Here is a 19,974-nt window from a genome sequence, read left to right as displayed (position 1 = left end):
CTATATTGCACATAGCTAGCGCCAACTGCAAGAGGCTATTCTCAAGTATTTAGCCGTAAATAGTTGGGCCGATTAATATTAAAATCTTGAGGAGAAACAATATCGATACAGCAGTAAGTTCTATTTTTGGTCAACGTTTCGGGGCTAATCAATAGCAATGAATAAGAGAGTCAAAACTTCAAGCTTGCCCCTTCAACGTTAACCGACTTAATTAGAAGCTGTCAATAACAACAACTCCCGTTGTGTCATAGCGTCCCATCGCTTCGAGCACATCACTAACACCTTCCAAACCTATGCGCTGGAGAACAACCTTCCCAGGCTCTAAAATTCCCGATTCACACATGGCCATCATCTGCCCATAACGTTGCCCCTGCATCCCAAAACCGCCAAATAAACGAAGTTCATTCAACAGGATGATATCAATGGGCAAAGGAACGTAACCTTCTTCATTTCGCGTGGTATGCCCAAGTTGAACGTGGCGCCCAAGCTTACGCAAGGAAAGAACGGCGTTCATACATGTTTCTTTGATACCTAAAGCATCTACAGCCACTTGAACACCTCCCTTCGTAAGCTCCCTTATGGTGCCAACAGGGTCTTCAGCTTTGGAATTAATTGTATAAACAGCGCCAAGTTGACGCGCGACAACCAGGGCCTTTTCCGAAATATCTACCGCAATCACCTTAGCGCCTAAGGCTACCGCGATTTGAACCGCCGACAAGCCCATACCTCCGCAACCATGAATAGCGACCCACTCACCGCCTCGTACATTGGCTTGATCAACAAGCCCATGAAAAGCCGCCGCATAACGACAAGCCATACTTGCCGAATCGACAAATGACACACTTTCGGGCAATTGCACCAAATTAAGATCAGCAAAACGCACCGCAACATATTCCGCAAAAGCCCCCCAGTACGAAACTCCCGGCACAAGCTCTGCCCCAGAATCGCAAACATGCTGATGACCACTTAAACACCACTCACACGTACCTTCCCCCGGATTCATCGGGTATACAACCCGATCTCCTTTTTTCCATTTACGAACATCCCGCCCCACTTCTTCAATCGTTCCACTAAACTCATGTCCCAATACAAAAGGTAAAGGAATCGTCAATCCGCGCCAAGCCCAGTCGCCAGTCCAAAGATGCCAATCGGTACGGCAAATGCCATTAGCACCAACACGCACGATCACACCATCCGCTGGACATTCCGGATCAGGCACATGAATCACCGAAAGGGGTTTATTTAGCTCGTTTATAACAGCTGCTCGCATAATGATTGATTTTTAAATTGTTTACTAAATTTTAACTAGTTGTATCCTACACTCCATTTCATCTTCGCCTCTTTTTTATACTAACCAATGATTGCACTACGCTCATTTCTATAATGGCGCTGCGACTTATCAAATGTTGTTCTGTAAAACTAGGTAAGTATAATAGCCCGATATTGTATTAATCCTCTATATTTCTGTACATTCACCATACCATGAAAGAAAATCTATATGAACCCTTTGAAGTCATATGCAAGAAATTCGATAAATGCCCTGTACGTGATCAAGTATTTAGCTTCTTTGAGTTTGTATATGTCCTGTCAGGACATGGAGAACAATCTGTAAACGACCATACATTGGCTTACAAGCCGGGTGACCTGTATATCCATACGCCAGACGATCGCCATAGTTTTGACGTAAAATCAACCACGAAATTTCTTTTCATCCGCTTCAACAACAGCTATATCCAGGATAAAGCAATCGATTTAGGCAATAAGCAACGGTTAGCCTTTATTTTGCAGCATGCTAATCACAAACCAAAATGTGTTCTATACCACGAATCCGATAGATTATTGGTCAACTCTATCGCTGAGACTATCATAGGGATATCGGTCAACCGAAATCTATATAGTAGAGAATTGATGCAACAGTTGATATATACGCTTATACTTTTGGTGGTGAGAAATATAGCGGCAGGTCTACCACAAGAGATTAATCAGAATACAGACGAGAAGATTATCGCCATTTTGCACTATATTCAACGTCATATCGCTGACCCCATGAAGATCAGAATCGATGAACTAAGTAGCCATTTTAATATTTCTAAATCCTATTTAGGTCGTTACTTTAAAAAACAAACGAATGAAACCATCCAAAACTACATCATCAATTATCGGTTAAAAACAATTGAAAATATATTGCTATATAGCAATATGCGGATCACGGAGATTGCTTTTGAACTAGGCTTTACCGATGAGAGCCATCTGGATAAATTTTTCAAAAAAAGGAAAGGAGTCTCGCCTACTGCGTTTCGAAAGAAACAATAATTTTAAGACAAAAAAGCGTTAGCAAACGGAAACATTTCGGCTATCGTTCTTCGCAAAAACACCGGAAACTCACTTTAATTTTATCACACCTGATTGGTATAACGCTAAAGCTTGCTGCAAGACGGTCACGATCGTCTGTAGTGGTAAATCTTCCCTTGGATTAACACGCATAATCTTCATTCTTTTGCGTTCACCGGCCTCCAATGCGGGGTGATCAAGATACTTACCTTCCACCAGCAACAAATAAGGCTCATCCGTTTTCTTATCGGTCCACAGGTAGCAAAATGCTTTTTTCTTGTAGCAGAAGCAAGGCATCCCATACTTCTGCGTTTCGGTAATGTGAGCATCCTGCTCAAGCACAATATGCCGTAGCGCAAGCAGGCAACTCCTGTTGGGTTCTTCCTTCGTCAGATAATACGTATGAAGTTCGTCTACCATTCGTGTCTTATACTTCGTTAACTATACGGCAAATCGCTGCGACAATTCTATTTTGTGCACTTATCCTCAAATAAAGAAAAGGCTCTTCTTAAGATACGCATATTTAGCGACTTGCAGGATTTCCTTAAGCCGACTGATTGAATAATAATTCGCTTAGCTATAATGAAACGAAGGCATACTCCTATTTACTTAGCTTTTGAAATAGCAATTTTAATAGCCAGAAAAGTCAATGCACTTGCCATAAACCATTTCTGAATTTTAATCCAGATCGGGTTCGCCGAAAAGAATGAAGCCGCTTTTGCAGCACCCAATACAATGATAAAGTTTACGATAAAACTTACGCAAACCTGAGTCACGCCAAGTTCCAAACTTTGCGATAATACCGATCCATATTCCGGTTTTATAAACTGAGGAAAGAATGATAAATAAAAAACCGCCACCTTCGGATTGAGTACATTGGTCAGAAAACCAACCGTAAATAGTTTTTTCGACCCATCAATTTTTAAGCTTTTATCTACCTCAAAAATATTCTTACTATTAGGCTTAATCGCCTGATAAGCTAAGTACAACAGGTAGACCGCACCCAAGGTTTTTAAAACAGTATAGGCAAAGGGAATGGTGAATAAAACAGCTGTAAGACCAAAAGAGACCATCACAATATGAAATAAAAATCCACAAATGACGCCTGCAAGGGAAAGCATACCTGCTTTTTTACCTTGCGTTATCGTCCGTGATATTAAATAAATCATGTTTGGCCCTGGACTTATTACTAAAACAAGCGCTGCCAAGGCGAAAAATAAAATCTCATGAATAGGAATCATAACTTCAAATTGTCTTTTTATGTATATAAATTTTGTTTGTTTTTATCATGTCAAGAAGGATATCGCACTGTCGTCACAACAGTATAGCAACCTATATATTAAACGAAATCCAGCGATCTCTCTATACTAAACAGGCGCCACACGCTTTAAACTAGGCAAGAAAATCGCAATTATACCAACTAAAGGGAGATAAGCACAAATAGAGAATATGTATTCAATACTTGTTTTATCGGCCAACCATCCTAAAGCAGCAGAACCAATCCCTGCGACACCAAACATAAACCCATAAAACAAACCTGAAATAGTTCCAATTTTACCCGGTATAAGATCGGTTGCATATAGCATAATCGCTGCAAAAGCAGATGAAATAATTAAGCCAATAAGCATAGCTAAGATAATTGTCCACGCTAAATTCATATGGGGCAGTAATAAAGTAAATGGAGCAACGCCAAGTATCGAAAACCAAATAACGTATTTTCTTCCGATGAGGTCACCAATTGGACCGCCAAGCAACGTGCCGATGGCTATGGACGCAAGAAAAGCAAATAAATAATATTGGGACGACTGGATAGACAGGTTAAACTTAGCTATCAAATAGAATGTAAAGTAATTCGTCATCGAGGCCATGTAGATATACTTCGAAAAAACGAGAATTAGCAAAATAGTAATCGACAGTATAATACGACTTCTAGCGAAACCACCAGCATATACTGGTGCATCCTCTTTTGTTTCCTTTTGCCGCAGCTTCACATGTTGGTCATACCATCGAGCAACACGAAATAATAAAAACATACCAGCAAATGCTGCAAAACAAAAATAGAGAAGTGCAACTTGACCAAAGGGAATGATAATCAGAGCCGCCAAAAGTGGGCCTATGGATGTGCCAGCATGCCCACCGAGCTGAAATATAGACTGAGCCAGTCCCTTACGTCCTCCCGAAGCCATATAAGTAACACGTGATGATTCAGGATGAAATATAGAAGAGCCTAAGCCTATTAGAGCCACAGCGCCAAGAAAGAAAACAAAACTATGAGCAAAGGCCAATACGACAATACCTGCAAGCGTAAAAACCATCGCAAAGGGCAATGAAAAAGGTTGTGGCTTCCGGTCGGTATACAGGCCCACCAATGGCTGTAACAGCGACGCTGTAATTTGATAGGTAAAAGTTATGATCCCAATTTGAGTAAAACTAAAATTATATTTCTCTTTTATGATAGGATAAACCGCTGGTATCACGGCCTGCATTAAATCATTTAGCAGGTGCGAAAAGCAAATCATAAACAGAATCGGGTATATCGTTTTTTGCGTACTTTTTAAGGAGAACATACCGTATGATATTTTAGTTGTCTCCAAAAGTAAATACCAAATTCATCACATCATCAGATGAATTATAAAAAAATTATCTTGACCTCGCAGGTCTGCGTCTTCACCTATAGAAAATCAACACGGTACTATATCAATCGGATAATTAATTCAATAGCTTTCCATGCGTTTAGCGCGTCTCCAGCTTCAATGCATTTAAAAAGGACAACATGTCGCTCATGCGATTCCACTAGCGGAGCAGTATCTTTATGATTCCTTTGAAACCATTTCTTCATATGCGCAGAAACAGCCCTATACATATCGTATAACATTTCATTATGCGAAGCTTTTGCGATGGCTAAATGAAAATTAATGTCCGCCTCGATACAATTCGTAAGGTCACCCGACTGGGCGAAAAACTTGCGCTGTTCTAAATATTTCTCCATGTGCTCCAAATCGACATCCGTCCTATTCAAAGCTGCTTTTTCGGCTATTTTGAGCTCCAGAATCTCGCGTACCTCATTCAGCTCCCGAATATTAGCACGCCCCATCCGGTGTTCCATGCTTTCCTCACTTACACTCTGCCGTTCCACATAGGTACCACTACCCTGCTGCACACTCAAAAGACCAATGTTTGCCAAGGCTCTTATGGCTTCGCGAACTGTTGAACGCCCCACACCATAAATCCTAACCATTTCAGGCTCCGTAGGAAGTTTCTGCCCTACCTCATACTTTCCTTCTTCAATTTCTCCACGCAGCAAATTAGCAATGCGGTCTGCAAGAGATACCTTCCTAATTAATTTCGTCATAATCATCTGATGAATTATAAAGGTAAGGTATATTTCTAAAAGCTATTCCGCTGGAGGTTGACCATCTTGATTTGTCACTCCATTAGCCTCATTTAATGACTTGGAGGACTTGCTTAAGCTATCGACCAGATAATCTACTTAAACAAATACCTCCAAGTATTACTTATCCTCTATAGCTGCTATCAGCCCCTATCTTTACCACTCCACAAATCCAAGGCTATCAAAGTCACTATATCCAATATTTTCAAAAGCCGGCTGCGTGTTGCTAGTTCCCACTCAGACAAACCTTCGGCAGCATCTGTACGGTAGTAGCTAATAAGCTTATCCTCGATACGATATAGCTCTTGGCGTAGGTTCACACCATTGTACAGCTGCGATAAAGTCTTCCGTAAATTTTGCTGCTCATCGATCGTCAAATTAGCGGGCTTCCAACCGAGTAGCTCCGTCTCGGCCACGGGAAAACGTAAAAGAGCGATTTCATTCGGATTAAACCAGTCTGCCGGCAGATAATCGGTTTGTAACAGCAGCCAACCGGCCTCCAACAAACCTCTTAGGCTCCTACGCAACCCGTCTGCATGTAAAAAATGAGACTCCCGTTTCGTGGGCGCTAGCCCATACAAGGCTAAGATGCTGCCTCGAATATCTGCATAGCGCCTATCTAGAAACAAATCTGCTACTATTTCAAAAGGATTTGCTGCAGCATAACCATCCACCAGCTCCCAAGCCAAGTAATCTTCGAGCAAATGCTGGTTAGGCGCTGGATAACGAAGCGTCTCCCAGTGGCAGGCTACTGTAGCGGCCTCATGGAGCGTTTGCAGCGCTTCATAATCGGGTAATAGATGAGCTATAGACTCCGCATCCAGGGCCTCGATATCGCCATCGAGGTAGGCATGCCACCGCTCCAGCCGATTAAGCCAGACCGACAGGTCATCCTGCGCAAAGAAATGCTCAAAAGCCAATACAAAGTTCTGCGCCTCCTCCCGAGAAAGCTTCGTAAAAGGTTCTTTAAAATAGGCCAAATGATGGTTCAGCCGTGCATCTTCCGCAGCGCGATACTTCTTCATACAGCGAAACGGATTTTTAAGCCATGGCCCCTCTATCCAACCTTCAACAAACCCAAGACGTTTCTTATGGTATAAAAAGTGATGACATCCCTTAATCAACAATGCCAGTTTTTTTAAAGTGTCTACGCCTTTTTTTCGCTTTGCTTTCCGCTCTCTCGTGCTAAGTAGCAGCAGGAGCTGCCGAAGCTTCACGTGGAAAGATGCAAAACTATCATCCTGCAAGGCCTCCACAATGCCTCCATCCAATAGAAACCATCGAGCATCTACTGGGTCTTCCGCCTGTTTCAATTGTGCATTTCCCATCATCGTAAGCTTTGAAAGGTCAATAATTGGACATCGCCGAGCCCGCAAAGGCTACTACCGTGGCTGGAGAAACGACCTCCCCGAGGGACATAGGAATCCCTGTTACGCTTTTTTTGCATAATCGTGTGCTTTTAAGCTTGTATAATGGAACACAATCAGATAATACTGTAGATCCTGTTTACACTTGCTTGGTTTAATAAATTGATTCTTAAACATAAAGCCGACCTCTACATGCAAATTTTAAGCATAAGATGCTTGTTTACTATAGAAAGGAAACGTACTTTTAAGATGCTAATCTGGTGAGAATACGTTCTCCCTATAATAAGCTTGCCTTTTTTTTACATAAAAGGCCGGCCACAGACGACATAATCAAGTTGCTTTTCGTTCCTCGGATTAATCCATGGATGGCAGGAGCTCCTTGCTTAATAAAGGTATATCCCTCGCGGGAATGCCTTTTGCCGTCTGTTTTTTAGTTAAATAATTTACTACGGATTTTATCCGTCAATACTAAGCGAATTGATCTAGCCCTCCGCTTCGCGTAATGTATGCTACGCATAGTCTTTATTTTTTATGTTAGGGGCGATGGGGTAATGTGTGGAGTCTTTAGGAAATGGGAGTGTGTCTTTGAAAAAGAGAATAGTCTAAACTATTGCATGTCAATCTATTTTAAAGGTAACGAATAAAATGAGTAATAACGAGCAAACTTCATTCTTTATGTAAATGAAATCTGCATTCGAAAATTATAATACACATCCCATCAAGTTTACACACAACAAGGCAACTTGTAAAAAGAAAAAAAATGCTCAAGTCCCTGCTGTAAATATGGCTATATCGGGCAAATTGAACATAGTAAATCAAAAGTATATATACCCATGACCAACGAAACAAACGTGCTCAATTTTTGGAATGTAGCCTTAAAGGCTTCCTCCCTGAAATAACCTTGAATGTGTAACGAACTATTAAAAAATGCTGCGCATAATCTTTGTTTTTTATGTTAAGGGCGATTGGGCAATGGGTAGCGTCTTTATATGAAGGTGATGCGTCCTTAAAAAAGTAACCGTTAAAACATTGAATGTAAACGAATAACACGAATATAAAAAGTTTGCTCTTAAAAATCAAACTTTTAACACTTTATTTATGATTAAAATAAACAGACTCGAAGAAGTGTTCACCGAAAAAGGGACCTACAACCGTCGTATTGCTGAATTATTGAATGTATCTGAATCAACAGTTTCCAGATGGGTACACAACAAGCAACAACCGGATGTACACAAACTCTATAAAATAGCAGAACATTTTCAAATCGATATTAGAGACCTGCTACACCCTACTTCTTGGAAGTAACTATTTGTGCTCTCGTAAAATTAAATCGCTATGAATTTAGGAAGTGTCTTTATGGAAGGGATTCGTCTTGGAACTGATTTTCTAAACAGCTAATTATTAAGCTGTACTAAAGATAGTTAAAGTTTACAATAATTCAAAATAAAAAATATTTAGAAACACTATGTCTCAAAAAAGGAGTAAAAGAATTGAGCCTAAGCATAAACTAAAGGAGTACTTGATTTCTAAAAAAGATACAAGTATCGATTTCTACGCTAGTACTGGAATAGCGAAATCTATTGTTTCGAAACTTAGCAATTTTGTAACGATTCTGTCTGCGGAAAGGCTTTTTATTATAACCCATTTGTACTCTGATAATATTGCCGACTCAATTGATTTTATCTTTCCAAACCTTAAACTTCCTAACAAACCTCCTAAAGATTTTACGATTCAAAAAACTACGTTAGAAAATATCCTATTTCCGACACCAAAAGATTATATCTCTCTTGAAGAAATATCCTACTTGACAGATATTGACATTGAAAGACTTAAGGAGATTCTTACAAAACCTACCGTAGTTATTTCTGCTTCTGAACTAATATTACTTGAAAAGGCTAAAGGACTCAAAAAAGGAAGCCTATTTGAAGCCAGCTTTGGACACTTGAAAATTAAAAAAGTATTGAAATAAAGGGATTAAAAATACCTCTTCTTTGTTAAAGCCAATGCTTCCTTCTATCTGCTATTAATAGTATGTGTTTCTTATTTCTACTATGTTGTAGGTAGCTGACAATTCCGAGTAAATTTCCGTATTCATCCATAGTATTTTCTCGACCACTTTTTTTAAGCCAGCTCTTATATCCGTTATCAAGCGTCTCAATAGAAATGCACTTATCTATATATGTAGTTAAGTCGTAAACAGTTCTCTCAACAGATGAGGCTACTTCCATCAAATTCATTTCTATAGTAAAAATGAAACTCAAAAGCAGCATAAGATTATCTTGATTATCAATGTAGGCAGACTGTATCGCCGTATAATCTGACAGATAAACATCGTACAGTCTTTCATCATTTAAAAATGCCTCTTGGTCAATAACATCTGTCGCGACAAAGGTTAAATCCATAAATAACGCTGCGAGTTCTTCCAACACTAGAAGTTCAACACTTTCTAATTGTACACTATTATGAATTTCTTTCGCTGTAATATTATGCTTAGTAGTCCACTCACGACCTAAAAAATGACCTAGCTTCCAGACAGCACCTTCTAACGTTTCTCCGCTTTCAAGTTTGGCATTAAGGTCTTTTATTAATGGCTTTTCTCGACTATTGAAGTCAAGATAATACTTTGGTTCTCCCTTTTCATAAACCACCCATTCATCGTTAGAAAGCTCATAAAACGGAATTGCCCGAAATTGCTGCCCTGCTTCTTCGAATAAATATGATTCCATTTGTATTTTTTTTGTTTTCATAATGTTTCAGAGGCTTGGTAAGTAGGTATTATGCACATTGTATTTATATCAACTTTAAGCTTAATTATTTGATCAATTATAGAATAAATAGTTTATATAAAAAACTACTTTAGAAGACTTCCTATTTCTAATATCAAAAGATTATTTCTCCCTTAAGGAAAACTCTTACTTGACAAATATTGACATTGAAAGACTTAAGGAGATTCTTACAAAACCTACCGTAGTTATTTCTGCTTCTGAACTAATATTACTTGAAAAGGCTAACGGATTCAAAAAAGGATACCTATTTGAAACCTGCTTTGGACACTTGAGAATTAAAAGTGTTTTAAAAAATCACAATTAATAATTTTTTAATTAGTACTAAGAAAAGCACCTGGACAAGCGACTCTTAACAATAGCTATTTTTATCGATGATTAATATGAAACTTTATTTCTAAAATTAGAATTTTATTCTCATTATTTAATTTCATTTTCTCAATTATGTCAGCTTTTATAACAACCTCCTCCGTGCGGGAGTTTATTTCAACTAAACCTCTATAATTTTCCTGTATCACACATTTTGAAAGCTCTAATGAAAATCCATTTTTCAATAATGCAATCAATCGTTTATCTGAAGTGCCATACTTAATTTTATCATAAAAGTCAGAGTCTATTAAATGGAGTTCATTTATTATTTCAACATATTTTAATAGATTAAACTCAACAAAATCTTGTTCTTCTTTTATTTTTAATATTGCAAGATTAATTTTTTGAGAATTATTTTTTTTTCTCAAATCGACATATAGTTCTTTAATATCATTTAAGTTTCTTTTTTCTTCCCCCCACTTATCTCCTATATAAACTAAAAGGCTTTCCCCTGATAATGTTGACCAATACTTCATAAAGCTCCCTATCATTTCTTTGAACGAAGCACTTGAGCTCCTCCATTCTAGAATCATAGAATAGAAATTTCTTGCAGATGCATTTTGTAAACGTCTAATGCTGTCTCCATATATATCAATATCCTTTAAAAATATAATGTATATTGCATACATCAATTCATTGCAATCTTTAATTATTGTGAACAATTGTTTTCGATAATGTTTAAGATTTTCGATTAAAATATCTTCATTAGCTTTTATATCGAAATCATTAATGTTGTTCTGATAACACAATTTTGCTATATGAGATACGACATAAGTAACATCTACCAAATCAGTTGAATTCGGTTCTATATTTTCTAGATATTCTAAAGTTTTTTTTAACTCTTTTCTATCAGCTTCATTAAGTTGCTCTTCATTTTTTAATAATAGATTATTTACTTCATCTTCTATTTTTAACTCTGTTCTTGCTTTTTTCTTAATAAATGTTTCAATATTGGCCCTTTTATTTTCATACTCACTTTTGATGACATAAATATGAGGTTCTAAAAGTTCGAGATTTCCGTTTTCTTTATTAAATATTTCACTAAAACGATTTATTCGTCCTATTAAGTTCTTAAATTGTGATATAGATAAGTTTGATCTTCCCTTTTTTGTGGATAATAGAAATATTTTTTCAGCAGGGATATTTACACCTTCCAATAAAGTAGAACTTGTGATTACAAAATTTAAAAAATTATATTTAGAAAATATATTTTCAACATAAAATCTAACAAGTTCAGGCATACCGCCATGATGATAAACAACCCCCTTTTTAATACACTTTAATAAATCATATTCAGGGTGCAAAAAGTCCGAAATCGCTGTAATTATTTCATCAATATCATTATTTATTTCTGAAAAACTATTGCTCAATTTCTGAGAAAAATTTTCAATATGCTTGGGTCTGTTTAAATAAACAATATTTTTCGCAGCCTTTTCCGAGCTTAGTATTTCAATTTCGTTTCTAAATATTTTATCAGTTTTTATTAATGAATTGGTAAACTGTTCATATAGTAAAAGTTCCCCCTCAGATTTATAAACATCACAAATAAAATATTTTTCTGTTTTAATAAATTCATCCGTTCCGCTTGAGGATATTTCGTAATTTGATTGCTTAACTTTCAAATTTTCAGGGTTCGAGATAAACGGCGAAAAAAAATTAAATTTAACATTATCATTTCGAGTCTTTAAAATGATAATTGTTTGAGCCAATAAAATTGACCTCCCATCATTTTTTTTATCCCCAAATAGGTTATGAGCCTCATCAACTAGCACTAAATCAAATGTTAATGATTCATTTTTTTGCAATAACCTTAATAATCTTTCTTGAGTCAATACTGAAACAAATTTCTCTTCATTACCTGTGTACATTTCAGGATGAGTTATTATTCTAGATAGTTCATTATTAACTGAACTATCTAACAATCTTTTTTTTGTTTGGGATAATAAAGCCTTACTTGGAACAATAACACATATTTTCTTATCGAGGTTACTAAAAATTTTATTTATAATAATTTCAGATTTACCGTATGAAGTCGGAGCAACTAATACAATATTAGAATCATTATTTGATGAAAATTCAATTAATTTCTTTTGACCATTAGATATGTAATAGTTTTTTTCTTTGAAATTCTCCTTAAATGAAGAAAAAAATAATCCAAAAAAATGCTCTTCAAACTCCCTATTGTTTGAATGTTTATTTTCAATAAATTTTGACACTGGAATATAGCCTTTGTTGATTGCAAAATCATACAAAGGTTTATAATCTGAATATTTATTGGAATATGAAACAATAATTTTATAGCCTAGTTTTTGTAGGTCAATATCTCCCCAATTTGAAAAAAATATAGCGGTAGAAAGCAGATTAACTATTTCTTCATCAGATAATTTCTTACCTAATTGTAATTTCACATAGGCGTTATTGAAAAAAGTAGAATTTTGATATTTTCTAAATTCTTTCAGTGTTATTTCTTTTATATCCATGTTTAAGATAATAACGCTTCATTTGACAAAAAATCACCGACTGCTTCAAAAGTATTTTTTTGAATTGAGATAACTTTAATATCATTAAAAACACCTTCTAACTTGGTATTATCATGAAAAACAACTTGATTATTCTCATTTATACAATCACAAATATTATGATACAAACTTGAAATTAGAATTACGTTCTTTTTATGCTCCGTTTTTAAAACAGGAGAATCCTTAGAAAGGATTTTTTTTAAATTGAGTTTGCCGTCACCTTCTTTTATCATTAAATCAACATCAATTAATGCACTTTCCCATAAAGAATTTCTTCGTTCATTAATCATTTCAGAAATTCCTTTCTTTGCTCTTTTTAAAAGTATTTCATTATAAGTATTTGAATCCTCTCTTCCGGTTTCACTTTTTCCAGATTTAACTTCCGAATACCATAATTTATCATTATCAATTTCACAATAAATTATATCAAATCCCTTCTTAATACTTTTCTCTTCTTTGTTTTTTAAAATTGATAAAGAAGTTAGATTATTATCACTATGATTTAATAAAATATGAGCTAAAAGCTCTCCAATCATACCTTTTTTTGTGTTGTCAGATTTAGTATTGTATCTTTCCAAAAAGGATTCCAAAGTATTTGTATAAGAGAAGAATTCAGGCAAAGAATCTGCCATAGCAAAACCACTCCATATTCCCTGTAATTGCCCCCTAATTATCTGTTTAAATTCTTCAGAAAGGGTTTCAATAATATATAAAGTGCAATTAAATTTGTCAATTTGTTTTACTCCTTCTATTGGCATCTTGAATTTATAGGATAAGTTTGTTTATCATTACAGATGATGTTTCAGGGCTTTATGAAGAACAGCTTAAAAGTTTTTATCTTAAATTAGCCTCCTTAATTCGGTATGACAATCCAAACGTTACTAACTTTTAAATACCGATTTTTATAAATACCACCTTACATTCACTAAAATCTTATTTATCTTCCAGAAAATATTACGGGAACCCGTATAGATAAATAATTTCCCAATACGGCATCAAATAAAAAAGGGGATTTAAAAAATCCCCTTTTCCTATACTTATATTATTGCCTTAAAAAGCTTTTGAAAGCGACTCAAATTCCTCATCTGTAAGTTGAAACTGAACCGCAGCCATGTTTTCTTGTAAGTGTCCGAGCGACTTAGTGCCAGGAATCAACAAAATATTCGAAGCACGCTTCAATAGCCACGCTAATGCAATTTGTGCCGTCGTTGCATTGTATTTTGCAGCAATCACTTGCAATTTATCTTGCATTTTTTGTGGTCCAGAGGCCAGTGGATACCAAGGAATAAAAGCGATATCATTTTGCTCGGTATAGTCAAGCACCGATTCCCAAGAACGCTCAGCCAAGTTGTACATATTCTGTACCGAAACGATAGGCATAATTTTGCGCACGCGCTCGATGGTTTTCACATCGACTTCCGAAAGGCCTACATATTTTATTTTACCGTTTTTAACAGCATCGATAACCGGTGCCAACGTTTCTTCTACCGGCACATTCGGATCTACACGGTGTAGCTGCCACAGCTGAATCTGCTCCACCTGCAATCTTTTTAGATTGCCTTCAATAGTCGATGCTATATACTCAGGTTTACCATTGGGATGCCACTGGTTAGGTCCGCTACGCTCCAAACCACCTTTTGTAGCAATGACGATTTTATCATAGTGTGCTTTTAAAGCATCGTGAAAAAGCACTTCGTTGGTATGTGGACCATAAGAATCTGCGGTATCAAAAAAGTTAACGCCACTTTCTACTGCAGATTGCAAAACACGCACCGCAAGGTCTCTGTCGGGAGCATCGCCCCATACGCCAGCGCCTGTCAGCTGCATACCACCGTAACCTAATCTGTTGATTTCAATTGCTCCACCTAGTTTGTAGGTAAGGGAAATATTATTGTTATTGCTCATTATTTTAAATTTTAATTATCTATTTATGTTCAGAAAGCGCCATGGCTTCTGCGAATTTTTGATTGTCTAGAAAGGCCGTCACTTGGGTCACCTTACCCTTTTCGAAATGCATAAACCAAGCGTAATCGCCGTTGTATGGTTTACCAGCGTTGGTTTCGGCTTTGCTGCGCCACAGCACAATCACCATGTCGCCATCCGCATAAATACCTTTCACCTCCGGTGTAATCCGCTTGGATAAACGTGCATTCAAAGGGTCTAACACCTCGCTTATTAATTGTTGCTTGCTAGTATAGGTCTTTGCTTGCGCCGATGATCCTGTAATGGTCCAGACCACATCGTCCGCCAACAAATCAAAAGGACTTCCCGTGCGCTGCACCCAGTTGTCGAAACTCTGCGCTACTTTGGCTTTATAATTTTCCATTACACCCCTATCCTGCGCTTTTAGTTGCCCAGCAAAGGCCAACACAAAAAAGAATAGCAGCATGGATACTTGTCGTTTTTTCATTGTTTGCTTTTAAGAATTAACAGCTATTTTACGTATTTGTTGTCGTTGCTATGATTGAAGCTTTCTTTTAGAGCTTGTTGATTTCGCTACAACAAGCTATACCACATCGTCGTGATTGGTCCCTGTCGTCACATCCAACCATTCTTCTATATCGATTTCTAAGGAAGCTGCTTTTAAACGATAGGCCTTTAGCGTATCATTCCCTAATAATAGATGTACCGGAGGTTGCTCGGCATTTGCTAGTTTCACAATCGCTAGGGCCAGCTTTGCAGGGTCGCCAGGTTGTTTATAGCTTACTTCAGGTGCGAAATCACGCATCTGTCCGGAAGTTTCGGCATAGTCCGCTATAATATTTTTCGCTGTGCTGAGGGATGATCCATCGAGGAAGTTGGTGCGGAAATAACCAGGTTCAACAGCCGTCGCATAAATTCCAAGTGGCGCGAGTTCTTTGGCCATAGCCTCGGTTATCCCTTCGACAGCAAACTTGGTCGAACAATATAGTCCCCATCCGGCAGAAGCTGTCAAGCCACCAACGGAAGATAGGTTGATAACATGCCCCGAACGTTGCTCCCGAAAATGAGGCAATACTGCTCTCACCACATTTAAAAGACCAAAGACATTTGTTTCATACATCTGACGAATCTCGGTAGCGCTACCTTCCTCTACAGCGCTCAATAAACCGTAGCCAGCATTGTTAACCAAGACATCGATCTGTCCAAAATGAGCTAAGCCTTCCGCAACAGCGCTATCCACAGATTCTGGATTGGTAACGTCCATTTCTACCACCAACAAATTTTCGCTTTCCAGTTGTGCGGCTATTTGTTCTTTTCCTTTACGAACGGTTGCTATAACATTGTCGCCTTTTGCTAAGGCTGCTTTTGTAATTTCAAATCCGAAACCTCGAGAGGCTCCCGTAATGAACCATGTTTTATGTGTAGTCGTCATAATAATTTTCTTAATTTTTATACTACAAATTTCGCTCGATTCAGGACGGGATAAGGTATGGCATTCAAAGGAGTTTTTATGAATTTCAAAGATGCCCTCAACTAAAAAATTATTCACACAAAAAAATCCAGTAACCACCTTATAAAAGTAAATAGGGGATTACAATTTCCTCGCAAAGAGAATCTTTAGTCCTTGTTTTTAAAAGACTTCCTAAATTCATTAGGACTCACACCGGTATTCTTTTTAAAGAACTGATTAAAATTCGGCTGATCGGCAAAGCCAATAGCAAAGCCTATTTCTTGCAAAGGCCAATCCGTTTGCACCAATAACGTTTTGCTCTCCTCCAAAATTCTACTGCGGATATGGGTACTCACATTTTGGCCGGTATGTTTCTTTAAAACGGCATTCAAATAATTGGGATGTATAGCCAATGCTGCAGCAAACTCCTTAGCTGTTTTTATACGTAAAGGGGTATTGTAGTTGATATGCGCAGCTTCTTCTTCCAGTAACTGAAAAAAGTGATAAACGTGTCGCAATTCATCATTGATTACCGCTGGTTTTGGAAAGTCGGCAGCCTTCATCGTCTCTACCACAATCAATTGTATATAGGCTTGCAGGCTATCTTCGCGATAGTCTCCCGTGCCAAGCGACTCCTGGTGCATCTTCGTGAAAAGTTCATCAATAACGTCCGTCGACGATGTGTTTAACCGTACTATACTTTTTTGCGAATCATTAAATAATGGGTATCGCTCGAGTATAGACTTTAGCGAAGGAAACTGCTCTATATAGCGTTTTTTAAATAGACAATAGTAGCCAGCAGACTCATCAGAAAGGTTTCTCCAAGAGATTATCTCATTGGGATGTATAAAAAGAATCGTAGGCTCTTCTATATAATAGGTATTGGCTCCCATCGTAAAAAGTCCTATCCCTTTGGTGATAAACAGTATTTTATAGAAATCACGCCTATTCGGCGAAAGGTAGTTTTTGCAGGCATATTCCTCCCTATTGAAAACCCGAATATTCCAATCTTCAAAATACTCTCGGCTTACCGGAGTAAGATCCTTGATATCACGAAGCTGCTCAATGATTTTTATATCTAAGGTCTGTGCCATATTCCATTATTTTAAACATTAAAATTAACCTTATCCCAGCAGTACACAGGTATGAAATTCAAAGTTTTTATTATGAATATCAACTATTATGATTCCATCGGCACGAAGCCATACCTCCTTAAAAAACCTAGAAAACAATGTGTCAAATTCTTTTATGAATTTGTTAAATTTTATAGTGCAATGCACGCTTGCAGGCCTTCCATTCGCTTTCTATAATGTAAAAAACGACGGTGTCCCTAAACGAGCCATCATCCAGAATTTGGTGATTTCTCAACACACCATCTTGCTTAGCACCAAGCCTTGCAATGGCATTACGCGATGGAAAATTGTACCAGTTTGTTCTTAGTTCTACCGCTATTGCCTTCAACGCTTCAAATGCGTGCGTCAGCAACAATAGTTTGCATTCAGAATTGATATGGGTCTTTTGATAGCTTTGTGCATACCAGGTATAGCCTATTTCCAATCTACGGTGTTCTGCTGTTGCATTGGTATAGCGTGTGGTCCCAATAATGCGATTTGTCTTTTTGTCGATCACGACAAATGCTAAGCCTTTATCTTCTTCAAAATCCTTTAGCGCTTTGGAAATATACGCCGTAATCGTATCTACAGTTGGGACAGAAGTATACCACAATTCCGCTAAGTTACCATCCAAAGAAGCGACGATAAGATCATCTTTATGCTCCTCCTTTATAGGGATAAGTTTAACATGCGCTGTTTCTAATACTATTTCTTGAAACCACTTTTTCATTTTATCGTTTGGAAATTTATTTGATAATGAATATCGACCTTGTTAGTGATATATGCAATTTTTAAATCAACTAACCTTGTCGGCTATTTGTTTTGCAAACACCGCCATGAACTGTAAAAAAATAAAGCTCGTTTGTTATACAAACGAGCTTTATTCTACTTTATCTTCACCAACTCTACCCTACGGTTCTTGGCTTTGTTAGACTCCGAATCGTTGGCGACCAATGGTCGTTCAGCTCCGAAACCTGTTGCCGACAATCGTGTTTTATCGATTCCATCACTGGTCAACACGCTTAATACGGCCTTAGCACGGTCATCGGATAGCTTTTTGTTGTGCGCAGCTTCACCTGTATTATCAGTATGCCCTTCAATTGCGATTTTCAAAGTTGTATTTTTCTTTAACGCTGCCGCAATTTCGTTTACAATACCTTTTCCATCCGCAGAAATACTAGATTTATCCGTATCAAAGTTAATGTATAAAATAGATTTACCCTTTTCCGTTAGGTCTTTGGTAATATCATCTGCGGTAACCTTCGTTATCGTTTGCTGAAATGCCTCCTCTTGCACCACATTAAGCTTCCCACTCGCATTGTTAGCAGAAAACTGAACGTATATATTTCCTTTATCTTTAGAACGGATAACATAAAATTTAATCTGTTCGCCGGTATACCCAATATCACCTTCTGCTCCCTTGTTGGCGTCTTTCTTACTATACTTATCGTATTCCTCTTGGGTAATTTCGCCTTCATACACTTTAACAGCACCTTTAGACGTCAAATAGTCTTCTAAGCTTTTTTCAAAAAAGCGCTGCGAGAACTCCTCACCCGACTTCGCAGTAACATTTGTCTTATACACCTTACCTTCAAATGGAGTCATCACACCATTAATAGGGAAAAAGCAAACATCAAACTTCTTTTGCAAGGGTTTATTCTGCTCCTCCAATCCTGCGGGCAAGGTGAAAAATGGAAAATCACCCAAATCAGCCGTCGACAATGGGATATCAGCGATGTTAAAAGTTGTTGCTACTTCAGATTTATCGTCCTTAACGGCAGCAGTATCAGCTACTGTGCTATCTTGGTTTTGTTTCGGTGCCTGACTACAAGAGAGCGTAATCGCTCCTAATGATAGCAAAAGAGCTACTTTTTTCATTCTATTAGACTTGGTTTATGTTTATACCCCTAAATATCAGATTAAATATCCGAAAAACAAATCCTAACCGACCTGAATTTCATAGGTTCAGCTTTGGATACTTTCTAGCAAGGTCCTTCAACTTGTCATCCTGAGCCAGTCGAAGGACAGCATGAAAAAATAAGAGAACTACATAAACTATGAGAATAATCCTTAAAAAAAAGAACCCTTTATACATTCTTTCAGAAAGTCAAAAGAAGGCCTCGGCATCTGCGGCGTAAATCGTAGCGTAGAAAATTCCCCAAGAACAAAACTCTGTCTGAGCGTAGCGAGTTTAGTTTTGTTCCGGAATTTACAAGCGTAGATAGCAGCGTATGCCAGCCTTGATTTTTGTAAACTTTTTATTAAGAAAAAGTTTAAAGCCAAGTCCTGGCTAAGGACACGACCTATAATTAACAAGAAGACCTCAATCAGCGTTGCAAACGCTACCCTCCAACATCCTCGTTGCAAACGAGGACGTTAGACCGTGCAAACGAGGACGATAATAATATTCGACCCTTCCAGGGTCGCACCTACATTTAAACTAGACTATAAATATATCAATCCTCCGAATTGCCCACCTTAAAAAGCCTTTATTTTGTAAAGACACTTTTACACTCATTATCAACTATTTGCTCAAATAAATTCTATTTTTTTTGTATTATTGTTTAAACTTAAACCAAGTCTTAAACCTTTTCATGCGTACAAATCATATTCGTTTAGTAAAACTAACGTATAGGGAAGCGTCTGTATTTTTCAGATCTAGCCCCAAACTATGCTACCTACTTACACCAATTTTAATTCACTATAAATCATATTCTTGAAAGATTACT

At 37.4% G+C, this 19,974-nt stretch carries 18 protein-coding genes; 3 read left to right on the top strand and 15 right to left on the bottom strand.

Going from position 1 to position 19,974, the window contains the following annotated elements:
• Positions 1-211: 211 nt before the first annotated feature.
• Positions 212-1,270, bottom strand: a complete 1,059-nt coding sequence (locus WH223_RS03650) for a zinc-dependent alcohol dehydrogenase family protein (RefSeq protein ID WP_340046171.1) — start codon at positions 1,268-1,270, stop codon at positions 212-214.
• A 212-nt stretch (positions 1,271-1,482) separates the two neighbouring features.
• Here WH223_RS03650 and WH223_RS03645 point away from each other — a divergent pair, with 212 nt between their 5' ends.
• A complete protein-coding gene (locus WH223_RS03645; RefSeq protein WP_340046170.1) occupies positions 1,483-2,313 on the top strand; it encodes an AraC family transcriptional regulator in 831 nt (276 codons plus the stop codon).
• A gap of 69 nt (positions 2,314-2,382) precedes the next feature.
• Here WH223_RS03645 and WH223_RS03640 read toward each other — a convergent pair whose 3' ends face one another.
• The 5 genes from WH223_RS03640 to WH223_RS03620 all read right to left on the bottom strand — a co-directional run bounded on the left by WH223_RS03640 (position 2,383) and on the right by WH223_RS03620 (position 7,053).
• Complete coding sequence (locus WH223_RS03640; protein ID WP_340046169.1) at positions 2,383-2,751, bottom strand: DUF1801 domain-containing protein; 369 nt, start codon at positions 2,749-2,751, stop codon at positions 2,383-2,385.
• Positions 2,752-2,936: 185 nt separating this feature from the next.
• Entirely contained in the window at positions 2,937-3,572 is a 636-nt protein-coding gene (locus WH223_RS03635) for a LysE family translocator (protein WP_340046168.1), read from the bottom strand.
• Between the two features lie 126 nt (positions 3,573-3,698).
• Positions 3,699-4,898, bottom strand: coding sequence for an MFS transporter (locus WH223_RS03630; RefSeq protein ID WP_445265600.1), 1,200 nt, complete (start codon positions 4,896-4,898; stop codon positions 3,699-3,701).
• 125 nt (positions 4,899-5,023) lie between these two features.
• Positions 5,024-5,683, bottom strand: a complete 660-nt coding sequence (locus WH223_RS03625; RefSeq protein ID WP_340046166.1) for a FadR/GntR family transcriptional regulator — start codon at positions 5,681-5,683, stop codon at positions 5,024-5,026.
• A 182-nt stretch (positions 5,684-5,865) separates the two neighbouring features.
• Entirely contained in the window at positions 5,866-7,053 is a 1,188-nt protein-coding gene (locus WH223_RS03620; protein ID WP_340046165.1) for a hypothetical protein, read from the bottom strand.
• A gap of 1,134 nt (positions 7,054-8,187) precedes the next feature.
• On the opposite strand from WH223_RS03620, the gene WH223_RS03615 reads away from it, so the two are divergent.
• Complete coding sequence (locus WH223_RS03615) at positions 8,188-8,394, top strand: helix-turn-helix domain-containing protein (RefSeq protein ID WP_340046164.1); 207 nt, start codon at positions 8,188-8,190, stop codon at positions 8,392-8,394.
• A gap of 214 nt (positions 8,395-8,608) precedes the next feature.
• Complete coding sequence (locus WH223_RS03610; RefSeq protein ID WP_340046163.1) at positions 8,609-9,058, top strand: hypothetical protein; 450 nt, start codon at positions 8,609-8,611, stop codon at positions 9,056-9,058.
• 25 nt (positions 9,059-9,083) lie between these two features.
• Here the strand turns inward: WH223_RS03610 and WH223_RS03605 are convergent, their stop codons facing one another.
• From WH223_RS03605 to WH223_RS03565, 9 genes are all read right to left on the bottom strand, one after another.
• Positions 9,084-9,836 carry a hypothetical protein gene (locus tag WH223_RS03605; RefSeq protein ID WP_340046162.1) on the bottom strand — a complete coding sequence of 251 codons (753 nt, stop codon included), beginning with the start codon at positions 9,834-9,836 and terminating at the stop codon, positions 9,084-9,086.
• Positions 9,837-10,240: 404 nt separating this feature from the next.
• Positions 10,241-12,721 (bottom strand): DEAD/DEAH box helicase, encoded by a 2,481-nt coding sequence (locus WH223_RS03600; RefSeq protein WP_340046161.1) that lies wholly within the window; start codon positions 12,719-12,721, stop codon positions 10,241-10,243.
• A 2-nt stretch (positions 12,722-12,723) separates the two neighbouring features.
• Positions 12,724-13,518: a Hachiman antiphage defense system protein HamA gene (locus WH223_RS03595; protein WP_340046160.1), complete on the bottom strand. Its 795-nt coding sequence runs from the start codon at positions 13,516-13,518 to the stop codon at positions 12,724-12,726.
• Positions 13,519-13,810: 292 nt separating this feature from the next.
• Positions 13,811-14,665 carry an aldo/keto reductase gene (locus tag WH223_RS03590; RefSeq protein WP_340046159.1) on the bottom strand — a complete coding sequence of 285 codons (855 nt, stop codon included), beginning with the start codon at positions 14,663-14,665 and terminating at the stop codon, positions 13,811-13,813.
• Between the two features lie 19 nt (positions 14,666-14,684).
• Complete coding sequence (locus tag WH223_RS03585) at positions 14,685-15,170, bottom strand: nuclear transport factor 2 family protein (protein WP_340046158.1); 486 nt, start codon at positions 15,168-15,170, stop codon at positions 14,685-14,687.
• A gap of 96 nt (positions 15,171-15,266) precedes the next feature.
• Entirely contained in the window at positions 15,267-16,115 is an 849-nt protein-coding gene (locus tag WH223_RS03580; protein ID WP_340046157.1) for an oxidoreductase, read from the bottom strand.
• A gap of 185 nt (positions 16,116-16,300) precedes the next feature.
• Positions 16,301-17,227 (bottom strand): AraC family transcriptional regulator, encoded by a 927-nt coding sequence (locus WH223_RS03575; protein WP_340046156.1) that lies wholly within the window; start codon positions 17,225-17,227, stop codon positions 16,301-16,303.
• Positions 17,228-17,390: 163 nt separating this feature from the next.
• The gene (locus tag WH223_RS03570; RefSeq protein WP_340046155.1) at positions 17,391-17,975 is read right to left on the bottom strand and encodes a GNAT family N-acetyltransferase; all 585 of its coding nucleotides are present in this window, start codon (positions 17,973-17,975) and stop codon (positions 17,391-17,393) included.
• Positions 17,976-18,130: 155 nt separating this feature from the next.
• Complete coding sequence (locus tag WH223_RS03565; protein WP_340046154.1) at positions 18,131-19,123, bottom strand: OmpA family protein; 993 nt, start codon at positions 19,121-19,123, stop codon at positions 18,131-18,133.
• Positions 19,124-19,974 lie beyond the last annotated feature (851 nt).

The sequence above is a fragment of the Sphingobacterium sp. MYb382 genome (genome assembly GCF_037572665.1).
Classification (GTDB): domain Bacteria; phylum Bacteroidota; class Bacteroidia; order Sphingobacteriales; family Sphingobacteriaceae; genus Sphingobacterium.
Note: the sequence above shows the minus strand (reverse complement) of the source record. Positions and strands in the feature narration are given on the sequence as shown.

Bases quoted from the DNA above. Each gene is read 5' to 3' on its own strand.
- WH223_RS03630 (WP_445265600.1), bottom strand. From the start codon at position 4,898: ATGTTCTCCTTAAAAAGTACGCAAAAAACGATATACCCGATTCTGTTT.
- WH223_RS03635 (WP_340046168.1), bottom strand. From the start codon at position 3,572: ATGATTCCTATTCATGAGATTTTATTTTTCGCCTTGGCAGCGCTTGTT.
- WH223_RS03565 (WP_340046154.1), bottom strand. From the start codon at position 19,123: ATGAAAAAAGTAGCTCTTTTGCTATCATTAGGAGCGATTACGCTCTCT.
- WH223_RS03570 (WP_340046155.1), bottom strand. From the start codon at position 17,975: ATGAAAAAGTGGTTTCAAGAAATAGTATTAGAAACAGCGCATGTTAAA.
- WH223_RS03640 (WP_340046169.1), bottom strand. From the start codon at position 2,751: ATGGTAGACGAACTTCATACGTATTATCTGACGAAGGAAGAACCCAAC.
- WH223_RS03645 (WP_340046170.1), top strand. From the start codon at position 1,483: ATGAAAGAAAATCTATATGAACCCTTTGAAGTCATATGCAAGAAATTC.
- WH223_RS03620 (WP_340046165.1), bottom strand. From the start codon at position 7,053: ATGATGGGAAATGCACAATTGAAACAGGCGGAAGACCCAGTAGATGCT.
- WH223_RS03590 (WP_340046159.1), bottom strand. From the start codon at position 14,665: ATGAGCAATAACAATAATATTTCCCTTACCTACAAACTAGGTGGAGCA.
- WH223_RS03615 (WP_340046164.1), top strand. From the start codon at position 8,188: ATGATTAAAATAAACAGACTCGAAGAAGTGTTCACCGAAAAAGGGACC.
- WH223_RS03600 (WP_340046161.1), bottom strand. From the start codon at position 12,721: ATGGATATAAAAGAAATAACACTGAAAGAATTTAGAAAATATCAAAAT.
- WH223_RS03575 (WP_340046156.1), bottom strand. From the start codon at position 17,227: ATGGCACAGACCTTAGATATAAAAATCATTGAGCAGCTTCGTGATATC.
- WH223_RS03580 (WP_340046157.1), bottom strand. From the start codon at position 16,115: ATGACGACTACACATAAAACATGGTTCATTACGGGAGCCTCTCGAGGT.
- WH223_RS03625 (WP_340046166.1), bottom strand. From the start codon at position 5,683: ATGACGAAATTAATTAGGAAGGTATCTCTTGCAGACCGCATTGCTAAT.
- WH223_RS03595 (WP_340046160.1), bottom strand. From the start codon at position 13,518: ATGCCAATAGAAGGAGTAAAACAAATTGACAAATTTAATTGCACTTTA.
- WH223_RS03605 (WP_340046162.1), bottom strand. From the start codon at position 9,836: ATGAAAACAAAAAAAATACAAATGGAATCATATTTATTCGAAGAAGCA.
- WH223_RS03585 (WP_340046158.1), bottom strand. From the start codon at position 15,170: ATGAAAAAACGACAAGTATCCATGCTGCTATTCTTTTTTGTGTTGGCC.
- WH223_RS03650 (WP_340046171.1), bottom strand. From the start codon at position 1,270: ATGCGAGCAGCTGTTATAAACGAGCTAAATAAACCCCTTTCGGTGATT.